Annotated in this window: 11 protein-coding genes; 3 read left to right on the forward strand and 8 right to left on the reverse strand. The window is 40.2% G+C overall.

Going from position 1 to position 12,975, the window contains the following annotated elements; genetic code table 11:
- Positions 1-46 precede the first annotated feature (46 nt).
- Positions 47-1,027 carry an ion channel gene (locus J8L98_RS09230; RefSeq protein ID WP_210996183.1) on the forward strand — a complete coding sequence of 327 codons (981 nt, stop codon included), beginning with the start codon at positions 47-49 and terminating at the stop codon, positions 1,025-1,027.
- A gap of 9 nt (positions 1,028-1,036) precedes the next feature.
- Here J8L98_RS09230 and J8L98_RS09235 read toward each other — a convergent pair whose 3' ends face one another.
- Complete coding sequence (locus tag J8L98_RS09235) at positions 1,037-1,663, reverse strand: HD domain-containing protein (RefSeq protein ID WP_210996184.1); 627 nt, start codon at positions 1,661-1,663, stop codon at positions 1,037-1,039.
- Positions 1,664-1,781: 118 nt separating this feature from the next.
- Between J8L98_RS09235 and J8L98_RS09240 the strand changes: the two genes are divergently transcribed.
- Complete coding sequence (locus J8L98_RS09240; RefSeq protein ID WP_192506929.1) at positions 1,782-2,972, forward strand: class I SAM-dependent methyltransferase; 1,191 nt, start codon at positions 1,782-1,784, stop codon at positions 2,970-2,972.
- A 59-nt stretch (positions 2,973-3,031) separates the two neighbouring features.
- Here the strand turns inward: J8L98_RS09240 and J8L98_RS09245 are convergent, their stop codons facing one another.
- The 6 genes from J8L98_RS09245 to J8L98_RS09270 form a co-directional block, all read right to left on the reverse strand.
- Positions 3,032-3,322 (reverse strand): PilZ domain-containing protein, encoded by a 291-nt coding sequence (locus J8L98_RS09245; protein ID WP_192506928.1) that lies wholly within the window; start codon positions 3,320-3,322, stop codon positions 3,032-3,034.
- 9 nt (positions 3,323-3,331) lie between these two features.
- Positions 3,332-3,715 (reverse strand): response regulator, encoded by a 384-nt coding sequence (locus J8L98_RS09250; RefSeq protein ID WP_192508513.1) that lies wholly within the window; start codon positions 3,713-3,715, stop codon positions 3,332-3,334.
- An 89-nt stretch (positions 3,716-3,804) separates the two neighbouring features.
- On the reverse strand, positions 3,805-7,689 hold the full coding sequence (hrpA, locus tag J8L98_RS09255; protein ID WP_210996185.1) for an ATP-dependent RNA helicase HrpA: 3,885 nt from the start codon (positions 7,687-7,689) through the stop codon (positions 3,805-3,807).
- Between the two features lie 96 nt (positions 7,690-7,785).
- Positions 7,786-8,214, reverse strand: a complete 429-nt coding sequence (locus tag J8L98_RS09260; RefSeq protein ID WP_192506926.1) for a CBS domain-containing protein — start codon at positions 8,212-8,214, stop codon at positions 7,786-7,788.
- Between the two features lie 70 nt (positions 8,215-8,284).
- Positions 8,285-9,277, reverse strand: a complete 993-nt coding sequence (locus J8L98_RS09265) for an isoaspartyl peptidase/L-asparaginase (RefSeq protein ID WP_247682496.1) — start codon at positions 9,275-9,277, stop codon at positions 8,285-8,287.
- 172 nt (positions 9,278-9,449) lie between these two features.
- The gene (locus J8L98_RS09270; protein WP_192508512.1) at positions 9,450-10,160 is read right to left on the reverse strand and encodes a SapC family protein; all 711 of its coding nucleotides are present in this window, start codon (positions 10,158-10,160) and stop codon (positions 9,450-9,452) included.
- A 382-nt stretch (positions 10,161-10,542) separates the two neighbouring features.
- On the opposite strand from J8L98_RS09270, the gene J8L98_RS09275 reads away from it, so the two are divergent.
- On the forward strand, positions 10,543-11,217 hold the full coding sequence (locus J8L98_RS09275; RefSeq protein WP_210996187.1) for a DUF6445 family protein: 675 nt from the start codon (positions 10,543-10,545) through the stop codon (positions 11,215-11,217).
- Here the strand turns inward: J8L98_RS09275 and J8L98_RS09280 are convergent.
- Positions 11,214-12,776: a tryptophan halogenase family protein gene (locus J8L98_RS09280; protein WP_210996188.1), complete on the reverse strand. Its 1,563-nt coding sequence runs from the start codon at positions 12,774-12,776 to the stop codon at positions 11,214-11,216. The two genes, J8L98_RS09275 and J8L98_RS09280, sit on opposite strands and share 4 nt — an antisense overlap.
- Positions 12,777-12,975 lie beyond the last annotated feature (199 nt).

Genomic DNA, 12,975 nt, shown 5'->3' on the forward strand with positions numbered 1-12,975 from the left:
ATTAACTGCTAACCTATAAGTAAATGATGAAAAAGATCAGATAGCTATGAATTCAAAACCGTGTTGCCAGTATCAATCACCTGATGGACAAATATGTCAGGAAATTGATATGGGTTCAGGGTTCTGTTTTTGGCATGATGCAAAATTCGACAAAAGTGGACTAGAGCTCACTCAAAAGCTTGAACGGTACGCAAAACGCGGTGGTCTACTACAAGGATTGGAACTAAAGCGTGCAAATCTCGAAGGGCTTAATTTAGTAAAGTTTGGTGATCACAATGGATATGATCTTTCTTATGGTAATTTCTACCGAGCTAATTTACGCGGTGCGCATTTATTTAACAATACGATTGAGCATGCTTCTTTAATGAAAGCAGATTTACGTGAAGCCAATCTACATTGCTGTAAACTGGAAAATACAAATTTGTTAGGTGTTAAATTAGATAATACCCGTATTGATAACCTACATCTAGGTGACAAACTTATGCAGGAAGTACGGGCACATCAAGCAATCAAAGAAAAAGCGCCAGATGATGCCATTGACTTGTTCCAACAATCCGAGGAAATTTATCGGTTGTTAAGAAAAGCTGCAGAGCAACAAGGATTATTTGAAATGGCGGGTAAGTATACGTATAACGAACTGCGTATGCGACATCAACAATACCCTAAAAACTCCAAGAAACGCTGGATATCTAGCGCCATAAATTTACTCTGTGGATATGGTGAAAAGCCTGAAAATGTAATTCGTTTTAGCTTAATTATGATCGCCGTTTGCGCCGTTTTATACTTTATTACAGGCATTAGCTACCAAGATCAGGTCATACAATTGAGCAGTAGCAATACATTCGTAGAAAACCTCAGTGCATTACTCAATAGCTTCTACTTCAGTGTTGTCACATTTACAACGCTCGGTTACGGAGATATTACCCCGGTTGGTATATCTCGACTTATTGCCAGTATTGAGGCTTTTACTGGCAGTTTCTCTCTGGCTCTGTTCGTGGTAGTTTTCGTTAAACGTATGACCCGATAGCATATATGTTTAACTGATTTCCTCTTTTAATTTCATCAAAAAGTCCTCCATGAAAGCGGTGCGTTTGGCTGCTTCACTCTTTGCTGCATCCGTGTGCATTTGCGCCGCGATATGCAATAGCTTAATAAAGAAATGATCTAATGTGTACTTCTTATCATCAGCCTCTCGATATTCACACATTGGATCTTCTGGATGATATAAATGTCGTGCAATCGCTCCCCCAACCTTCATACAGCGACTCACACCAATTGCGCCTAATGCATCCATCCGGTCTGCATCTTGAACAATTTTTGCTTCTAATGTCATTGGAGTTACATTCGCACTGAAGCTATGCGCCACAATCGCATGATGTATCGCAGCTAATTTAGTATCATCATATCCCTGTGATTGCAGAAAAACGACCGCTTTATCGGCTGCCATGTGTGATGCTTTTGCTCTATCGGGGTGATTTTTTGCCACAGCTACGCAGTCGTGTAACCACGCTGCAGGAAGCACAATACTCAGATCTGCATTTTCTACTTCGGTAAGTTGCTTTGCGACTTTAACCACGCGTTCAATATGCGTTATATCGTGCGCAGTATCAGCAAACGTACCCCCTAGCATAAATTCGCGACATGCCGCTTCTATATTTTGCATAAAAATCTCTTAAAAAATGAATGAAACTGACCTAAAACCCATTAATCACGGTGTTTTCATTGTATGTTGACACGGGCTTAACTAAAATGGCAAGTACTCAATTTAGTTAGGAATTTGTATGTCTAGTGTGGTCTATTTGCAACCCGGTAGAGAAAAGTCACTTAAACGTAAACACCCTTGGATATTTTCCAAGGCAATAAAAAAAATAAAAGGCAAGCCTGCGCTGGGTGACACTGTAACGGTATATAGTCATGACGGAAAGTTCCTTGCTACAGCAGCATATAGCCCTGAGTCACAGATCAGAGCCCGCGTGTGGACTTTTGATGAACATGAACAAATTGACACCCAGTTTTTCATTAAGAAGCTTGAGCGTGCACTTAATGCTCGTCAACATGTGATTAATGAAGGAGGCTTAACGGGATTTAGACTTAGTGCTGCAGAATCTGATGGTCTTCCCGGTATTACTATTGATAAGTTTGACGACTATTTAGTCTGTCAGCTACTCAGTGCCGGTGCTGAACGCCACAAAGGCGACTTACTCATGGCGCTTCGTCATGTCTTTCCTGAGTGCAAGATATATGAACGCTCTGATGTAGAGGTTCGTACCAAAGAAGGCTTAGATAAAACGACAGGCGCACTGTGGGGTGATGCGCCAACTCAACCAATACTCATTGAAGAAAATGGCTTAAAATTAGAAGTCGATATCATTAACGGCCACAAAACTGGCTTTTATCTTGATCAGCGAGACAGTCGAGCTGCATTAGAACGTTTTTCAAAAGGTAAAAGCGTCTTAAATTGCTTTTGTTACACAGGAACTTTTGGTTTATACGCACTAAGAGGCGGTTGTGAAAATGTGATAAATGTTGACGTATCACAAGCCGCTCTCGATATCGCCAAACGTAATGTTGAGCACAATGAACTCGACATATCGCGAGCCGAATTTGTCAAACAAGATGTCTTTAAACTGTTACGCCAATACCGTGATGAGGGCCGACAGTTTGATACCATTGTGATGGATCCACCAAAGTTTGCAGAAAGTAAAGCACAACTCAACGGAGCATGTCGCGGCTATAAAGATATCAACATGATAGCAATGCAAATATTAAAGCCTGGTGGCACATTACTGACTTTCTCTTGCTCAGGCTTAATGGAACAAAACTTGTTTCAAAAGGTGGTTGCAGATGCTGCACTTGACGCAGGCAAAGACTTGCTGATTGTTGAACGATTAAACCAAGCAGCAGATCACCCTATTTCAGGTAATTACCCAGAAGGGTTTTACCTCAAAGGTTTAGTTTGTAAAGTGTATTAACGTATCCATGCAATATCTAAAAAGGGGCTATCGCCCCCTTTAATTTTAGCCTAATACATTTAATTAAACTGGGTGATCTCAAGCCCAAGTAAATAACCAGGTTCTTGTTCTTGTGTACATCTCACCACTTTAGCATGTGCGTTCAAAGGAGGGGTAGAGCTGCTATTCGAATCTATGTATACTTCCACCAACGTATCCATTTCTATCGGTTCTTCGATTTCGATAGATAACCCCGTTGCACTCAAGTCGTTACATATTCCCTCTAAAGTCAGCCCAGATTCTAACAATTTAATTTGTGCTTTCGCGTTGACCATCATTCGCATAAAACGACGTTTGTCTTCGTGCAACATACCCAACTCCTAGACCATTAATTTTAGTTTTTCTAATAAGGATTGCATTGAAAAAGGTTTAACCACATATGCGTCACACCCAGCTTCAAAGCCTGCCTGTTGTTCTTGCTCAGTTTCAAGCCCTGATAGCATAACAACTGGTATATCTTTGGTTTCCGGCGTATTTTTTAACAGTCGGCATGTATCATAACCATCCAGTCCAGGCATACACACATCAAGTAAAATCGCATCTGGCCGTTGCGCTATCGCATTAGACAAACAGCTTTTACCTGAATCTGCATAACTCAATGTAAACACCTCAGACAATGCCATACTCAGCATTTCATAGTTAAAATATTCGTCATCCACAACCAATACATGAGGCGTGGTATTCCTTGTTTGCTCTGCGGACATGGTTAGTGTCACTTCCTTTTCAAGATCCAAAAATTGATTCCTCTTATTAAAATAATGGGCTTGACCCAAAAAGCAAGCTTCAAGTTAAATTATTCACACTCTTTGAGCGCATTCATAATCCTTTTGGCTGAAATTGGATAAGGTGTTCCTAATGTTTGAGCAAACAATGACACCCTTAGTTCCTCTTGCATCCAAAAAATATGTACTAATTCCTCGGGAATCGGTAGCCCTTTAGGTATCCTTGACTGCGCCTTATTATATACTTGCGCTACTTTTTCTAACTCCAACACACACAATCTATCGCGATTTGGATCTACAGGTAGCTTTTCCAATCGTTTTTCTATTGCTTTCATATAACGTAACAAATCATCGAGTTTCTCACTGCCATGACTGGTTACAAAGCCTTTAAATACTAATCTTTGTAATTGCGACTTAACGTCTCCATGAGCCGTTATCATCGTTAAATCAATAGACCCTTTCATGCGCTTATTTATTGCATGCGCAACACTTAATACTTGCTCAACTTGAGTCGCAATATGAACAACACAATCACCTAGTTCACCACGAATTGCCTCTTTTGCGTGCTCAAATGCTTGCTCATTACGAATATCTCCATACTTAAGCAACAGTTTATCTACCCCAGCTGCGATGCAATCATCAATCAGGTCTTGTACTTTACCGAATGGATTAAAATACAAACCAAGTTTGGCTTTGTTTGGGAGCTTCTGTTGTAAATACTTTATTGGTGATGGTACATTTAACAAGACTAAACGACGTAAGCCTTGTTGATGTGCTGATAGTGCTTTTATTTGACTATCAAATAACTCAATTGCTGCACTGCTTTTTTTATCTACGAGTGCTGGAAACGCTTTTATCTCATAACTACCCTGCTTTTTTGTATATTCACTGGGTAAATCTCCAAATTGCCACTCTATGATCTGTTGCTGCTCTATGCCTTTTTCAGCGACTTGAGACAACGTATCTGCAACTTTTCCCTGCAACTGTGTTTTGATTGCATGCAAGTCAAACCCATGAGCAAGCACAACATCTTTATCACCAAGTACCTGAAATTGCATTTTAAGATGTGCATCTAGAAGAGTTAAATCCCACGCATCAGCGTCCACCTTGACACCTGTCATACGTAACAGCCTAGTACTCAATGCATCGATCAAATTACCTTGTAAAGGTTCAACAGTCGCCAAAACCGCGTCTGCATAATTGGGGGCAGGTACAAAGTTACGCCTAATCGCCTTTGGTAAACTTTTAATTAAACCACAGATCAGCTCATGCCTAAGAGCGGGAATATGCCAATCAAAACCACTCTCTGAGACTTGATTAAGCAGTGCCAATGGAATATTAACGGTGACACCATCCACGGCTTTCCCAGGCTCGAAGTGGTAACTCAACGGCAAAATAATATTACCTTGCTGCCAAGTATCAGGATAGTCAAACTCCGTAATCTGCTCTGCACCGTGGCGCATCAACTGCGCTTTATTCATATGTAAATAGCGTTTATCTTGGTGCTTTTTATCTTTCCACCAATGTGAAAACGCTGCTCGAGTATTTACTTCTTGAGGGATTTTTTGGTCATAAAACTCAAATAACTGTTGCTCATCAACTAAAATATCGCGACGTCGTGCCTTTTGCTCTAAGACCTGAATATCATCAATCAAATCTTGGTTGTATTGCAAGAACCCTTCATTCTGACCCAGCTGTTGACCTATTAAAGCTTCTTTTAAGAATAATTCACGGCATAACTTAGGGTCAATTTGACTATACACACTGCGCTTTCTGCCAACAATGATCAGTCCATAAAGTGTTTGTTGTTCATACGCAATCACACACCCAGGTTTCTTTTCCCAATGTGGCTCACTATAACTGCGCTTAACCAAGTGCTGAGCCATAGAAGGCACCCAAGCAATATCTATTTTTGCATTAACTCGTGCGTAAAGCTTACTGGTTTCAACCAATTCAGCCGACATCAACCATTTCGGGCTTTTCTTAAATAAAGTTGAACCTGGAAACACGTGAAACTGGCTATTTCTAGCCCCTTTATAATGCTGCTTTTCATCCTTAAAACCAATATGGCTGAGCATACCACTCAAAAGTGCCTGATGGACATTATCCAATTCAGCCTCGTTGTCTGTTAACTTCAAACCCATTTCTTCAACAACTGAGGTTAACTGATAAACAATATCTTGCCATTCACGAATACGCATATATGCCAAAAAGTCTTTCTGGCATAATTTTCGAAACTGGCCTCGGGAAAGTTCTGCTTGCTGTTGCTCTAAATAATACCAAAGGTTTAAAAATGCAATGAAATCCGAATCTGGGTGCTCAAAGCGTGCATGTTTCTCATCTGCCGCTCCTCGACGTTCTGAAGGACGTTCCCGAGGATCTTGAATCGATAAAGCAGCAACAATAACAATGACTTCTCGTAATGCCCCTAACTTATCCGCACTCAATACCATTTTAGCTAAACGCGGGTCAATAGGTAATCGGCTCAATAACCGTCCAGATTGTGTCAACTTGGTCGCTTGATGACGTTTACTAGGATAAACTGCTTCAAGCTCTTCCAGTAACGATACACCATCATTGATATTACGATTGTCTGGTACCTGAACAAAAGGAAACTCACTGATATCACCGAGTCCGAGTCCAAGCATTTGTAAAATAACCGAAGCCAAATTAGTTCTTAATATTTCTGGATCCGTAAATTCAGGACGAGATAAAAAATCATCCTCAGAATACAGACGAATACATACTCCAGAAGCAACTCGTCCACAGCGGCCTTTACGCTGATTCGCACTGGCTTGCGATACAGCTTCAATTGGTAAACGCTGTACCTTGGTTCGATAGCTATAACGACTGATCCGTGCTGTCCCTGGGTCAATAACATAGCGAATACCCGGCACTGTTAAAGACGTTTCAGCCACGTTCGTCGATAGTACTATACGTCGTTGGCTATGAGCGGCAAAAATTCGGTTCTGCTCTGCGTTAGATAATCGCGCATACAAAGGGAGTACTTCTACCCCTCGTAAATTACGCTTTGCCAATGCATCAGCGGTATCACGAATTTCACGTTCACCATTAATAAAGATTAGAATATCACCAGGACCTTCATCACACAGCTCATCTACCGCATCAAAAATACCCTGTAATTGATCATTTTGTGCTTCGATATCATTATTTGCCGTTTCAGCCGCAGGTCTATAGCGTACTTCTACTGGATAAGTTCTTCCTGATACTTCAATGATAGGGGCATCATTAAAGTGCTTAGAAAAGCGCTGAGGGTCTATAGTTGCAGAGGTAATTATAACTTTTAAATCTGGCCGTTTAAGCAACAAGTTCTTCAAGTAACCTAATATAAAGTCAATATTTAGACTACGTTCATGGGCCTCATCAATAATAATTGTATCATATTGATTTAAAAAACGATCTTGTTGTATTTCTGCCAATAAAATACCGTCAGTCATCAATTTAACATAGGTGTTATCTGATACTTGATCGCTAAAACGAATTTTAAAGCCAACTTCATTGCCCAATTCACAGCCGACTTCTTCGGCAATACGATTTGCAACAGTACGTGCTGCAAGGCGTCTAGGCTGTGTATGTCCAATGTAGCCATCAATACCGCGTCCAAGCTCCAAACATATCTTTGGTAGCTGAGTGGTTTTTCCTGAACCTGTTTCACCCGCAACAATAACAACTTGATGTGCAGCTATCGCGGCCTTAATTTCATCTTTTTTCTGACTTACCGGAAGCTGCTCTGGATAAGTCACCTCTGGTAATTGCTCTATACGAGCTAGTTTCAATGCTTGGCTACGTGCAATCGCTTGGGCAATAGATTGAACTGCTTTAGTTTGCTTCATTTCATCTGTAATTTTTTTTGTGCCGTGAAGGCGTTTTTTTAAAATGAATTGATCTTTCTTTAGGCAAGATTTTAGTTCAGAAAACAGCGGTCCAACACTCACTTCGCGATACCTTTATATAATACAAATCGCGAAGTAGTGTATCAAAAACATCTAACTGAGCCCATAATTATGCCCAGTTATTATATAAAATGATGGTTACACGTATCGATTCCCCGACTCATATGTATCATGTAAGTGCTTATCAAGCGCCAAAAGTACATTCGCTCGACTAATTACTCCCTTTAACCGCCCATCCTCATCACAGACTGGATAAAGCTTAGGGGCATTTACTGTCATACGATCTGCCATCTGTACGATACTATCAGTTGGGGCTACGCAGATAGGATCACTATTCATAACATCACTAACAACGCTATGGGACTCATTTTGGTAAGTCGCCTCTAGCATTTTCTTAAGACAGTCTTGTTCAGACAAGAACCCTAGGACGTGTTTGTTACTATCAATAACAGGGCCACCTGACTGGCCACTTTGTAATAATTTCTCAACTGCCGCTTCTATGCGCATATCGGCAGAAAAAGTGACAGGGCGATGATTTAAATAGTCTGCTACTTGAATTGATTGCATGGTATCGGCTCCATTAAAAAACGCCAGCATTCATAACTATAGCTGGCGTCAAGCAATTTGCCTGTAATTTTTAGTCGTGTTTAAAAATACCGACCTTTGTTGGCTGGGTATTCGTTTTACTAGCTCGATACATTCCTCTGGTATTAAATGGCATACTTATGTTGCCTTGGGTATCAACAATTATCACCCCACCAGTCCCCCCCACTGGTAGCAATACGTCATGAATGACAGTTTTACCGGCTTCAGTTATAGTTTTCCCTTGATATTGTACTCGCGCGCAAATATCAGCAGCCACATTATAACGAATAAAATACTCTCCATGACCTGTTGCAGATACTGCACAAGACGCATTATCTGCAAATGTCCCAGCACCAATAACTGGCGAGTCGCCAATTCGGCCATAGCGCTTGTTGGTCATACCACCAGTGGATGTAGCTGCTGCAATATTACCACTTTTATCCAATGCCACAGCTCCTACTGTCCCTACTTTATACTCAACGTCTAACGATTGGTGTGCAGCTTGATACTCTTTATTCTGTTGTTTTGCTTTTTCCATTTTATCTTTAGCACGCTCTAGCGCTTTATATCTATGCGGTGTATCAAAAACCTTATTATCCACTAATTGAACACCCTGCTGTTGAGCAAACACTTCAGCCCCTTGGCCACTAAGCATGACATGCACAGATTCTTCCATTACTAACCGAGCAAGATGAATTGGGTTTTCGATATGCTTAACACCCGCAACCGCACCAGCTTCTCGTGTTTTACCAAACATAATTGAAGCATCAAGCTCATGCTCTTCATCATGAGTATATACTGCGCCTTTACCTGCATTAAAATACGGTGAATTTTCAAGAATAGTCACTGCCTGAGTAATGGCATCCAAACTGCTTCCCCCCTTATCCAGTACAGTGTATCCAGCTTCCACTGCCTCTTGCAGCTTCGCTCTATATGCTTGTTCTTTTTCGGGTGTAAATTTGCTCTTTTCTATGGTACCAGCGCCGCCATGTATCGCGATTGCAATAGGCATCTCAGCTGCACTAGCGGATTTCCCAATAAACATAAGCGATGTAAATAAAGCACAAAAACTGAGTGACTTCTTATTCATATTATAAAACTCATTGCTAAAATATCGACCATGCGTCTTATCGGATCTTAATGCAAGCTATACACGACCAATTTTCTTAAGGCATAAAAAAAGCACCTTACGGTGCTTTTTAAATTCAATCGAATTTTTAATCAGCTTGTTGCTGTGCTTTTAAACGCGCTAAACGTGCAACCTGGTGTGTTGACGTTAAAAAAGCGAAAATTGGGGCTAAATAACCACGCTTGCGTAGCTCTAGGTGCTCTTCATCACTTAGTTCATTAAGCTTACGCTCATCAACTAAATAGATACCATTAATATCTTTCTTCTCACCTTTAATGTCTACTGTCAGCGTTTGCTGTACAAGAAGCTCTTTATCAGCAAGGTACTGTGTAAACGCTTCTGTAACACGTGAAAACTCAATGAAGTTAACCAATGCTTCTTTACGTGCTTTTAAATAATCCGTTTCCTCGCCGTCTTTAAACAACGCGTTACCTTGCTCTTCACCAACCAGTGAACTCGCTTCATCAATCACAATACCGTATTGATCTTCTTCTGGGTGCTTAACAAGCCCAAATGGGTAACGAGTTGCAGCTAACGGAGCGAAACCAGATGTCCACTTGCCATTTTCAACAAACAAATTTTCGCCCGGCTCCAAGCCAAACATAGCCACTGGCTGAAATTGACCTGATTCTGTATTTTTTACAAAGGCCATTGGAAATTCAGTGGCTACACGCGCAAACTCATGCGCAACAACTGGCATTAAGTGCTGAGATTTTAAGAAATCAACATTGATGCCATTTTGTACTTTCGTGTTGGCATGTTTTTCGTTGTGTAAAGGCTGCACTTGTTGCTCTGCCATAATATTACTCCATTCAATTTTCATATTTATTACTTTTTGTTGGCATAAGGCTAAAGGTTTTAAAAAGAAAAGGAAAGCCCTAACTTAGGGAATATCGTTAATTATTTATTATTAGCGATAACAACGAAAAGAGCATGAATCAACTTACCTTTCTATACTCGTTACAAACCCGATTAAAAACATAAAACTAGGTTTCACTTAAAGCAATTTAGTTATAAGTTTCTTACTGCTCCACTCGAAAAAATATCGTATACTGGGCGGCATAAATTCAACCATTCATTCCGCTTATTTAAAGTGATAACAGAGTTGTTTTGCATGGTATTTATACAAACTTGAACGATACCAACCTGCTAATAAACCGAACGATTAAAAGGAGCATATTTTGCAATATCAAAACAACTCAACGAATCATGCTTTGGTCAAAACAATAGATGCCTCAACTGACAGCAAAAAGTGGTTAAAAACAGCCTCAAATTATCGCCCAGATTGGGTGTTACCAACCAACAGTTACCCAGGGTTATGGGCTAAAGTGCACAATGACTATTTCGCCTTTATCAAAAACGTTATTGAAGCGTTTTCAACACCGTTTAACTATTCAGCAAATAATGTAAAACGCGTCAGTTGCAATTATGCATTGGTTACACAAGAGCCGAGTAGTTTACAACCATTTCAAACAATTCCACATTTCGATTTACCAAAGGATAATCAAATCGCACTCGTTCATTATCTGTGTGACGCACAATTTGGTGGTACAGGGTTTTATAGTCATAAATCAACGGGGATCAATAGAGTCTCAAGACACAATCATGATGACTATATTCACTCCATTAAAAAAGAAATAGACCCGCACACTGCACAATCCCCACAATATATCACACACACTCATCCTTTATTCGTGCGCGAGCATTATGAAGCGGCACAATTTGGAAAGATAGTTGCTTACCCTGGTAACTTACTCCATTCTGCATGTATCCCACAGCAGCTTCCTAAAGCGAACGATTTACGCTCTGGGCGATTAACCATTACAACATTTGCCACCTTAGGAGAAGATATCTAACCCTTCGCCATACCATGGCGACAAATATGCTCTAATAAAGTGCGGTGTGGCTGCAAATGCTTTTTGCAAAACAATACGCCCTGATCTATTTCATATTTTAATTTGTTTAGCTTATCTACATCCGCATATTTACTTGCTTCATGTGATAAGTTCGTTGGAAAGTTCATTCCATAAAGTACATATAAAAAGTTGTCTAACCTAAATGAATCAATTGTATATCTGAAGTCGAATTGTGATGGTATTTTATACTTCCACACCTCTAGCTTTTCTTTTAATTCATCTGATAATGACGCACTATTTCTATTATCTTTCCAAAACTCTGAGTCGTCTCGCTTCGATAGGTAATAATGCAATTTAATAAAGTCACAGGTTGATTCCCACATTTGGCAAATGTCTCGATTGAATCGCTTTGCACTCAGTGCCATACTCTCAGTATGAACTGGTAACATATTCGCGAACACCCTTGCAGTCACATCAAACATCAGTAACCCGGTGGCTTCTAATGGCTCGACAAACCCTTGAGACAACCCCATCGCGACACAATTATTGATCCATGCACGCTTTTGATAGCCAACTTTCATCTTTATTTTACGTACATCAGAATACGTCAGCGGCCGCTTTAAATAATCTGACAACGTCTGTAATGCATCATCATCAGATTGGTGCTTACTTGAAAAAACATACCCTACCCCTCTGCGGCTTTGTAAACCAATATCCCAGATCCAGCCATTTTCTTGTGCTGTAGATATTGTAAACGGAGGAATTGTTTGTTCTGGGTGATCATAAGGTACTTGAATCGCAAAGGCGGTGTCTGTCAATAAAACCTCTTTTTTACTTAAAAACTCACCTCCCAATGCCTGTTCAATCAATAACGCCTTAAACCCGGTACAATCAACAAATATATCAGCAGTCAATGTTGAAGGAAGATCCGTAGTGAGATGAGAAATAAAGTTCTGCTTATTTGTGTGAACATCCACCACATTTGCTTTAACATTCTTCACTCCCAGATTTTCTATCGCATGCTGTGACAACAGTTGTGTGAACTTTCCCGCGTCTAAATGGTAGGCATAATTAAAAATCCCTGTGTACTCTTTATCATTATATCTCTTAGGACCAACTCCAAGCGCACATGCATGAGACTGCACCGATACAAGATCTGCAAAATGCGTTTGGCCCAATGTCTTATCTAACAACCAATAAGGTGTAACATCAACAGGTGTAAGCTTAGGAAAGTCAAAAATATGATGATAAAATGATGACTGACCTTTATTAGGCGCAACCTCCCAATCAACAAACTTAATACTTTGCTTAAAAGAAACATCGCATTTTTGCACAAACTCTGTTTCACTAATTCCAAAATAGCGCAGTGTATCTTTCATTACTGGCACTGTGCCTTCACCTACACCAATGGTCGGTATATCTGGCGAGTCTACCAGGGTAATTGAAATTGTACTGTCTTTAAAAGGCTCTAACTTTTTTGCTAAGTGACAAGCCGCTAACCAACCGGCCGTCCCGCCCCCAACAATTACAATGCGCTTAATGTTTTGTTTATCTGTCATCGTTATCACTACCTACTTCAAATAATACACTACCGTTTACAATATTGGCGCTCTAATACGCTAGCTGCATCAAGTAACCCTGACCAAGAACTCACCATATCATATTAAAATCAATCCCTGATACTGAAAGAAAATACCATTATTTTTCATCAGCTATAAAAAAACCCTGACCAAAGATCAGGGTTTTTATTATTAAGTT

Source organism: Pseudoalteromonas sp. MMG013 (assembly GCF_018100885.1).
In the GTDB taxonomy this organism is placed as follows: domain Bacteria; phylum Pseudomonadota; class Gammaproteobacteria; order Enterobacterales; family Alteromonadaceae; genus Pseudoalteromonas; species Pseudoalteromonas aurantia.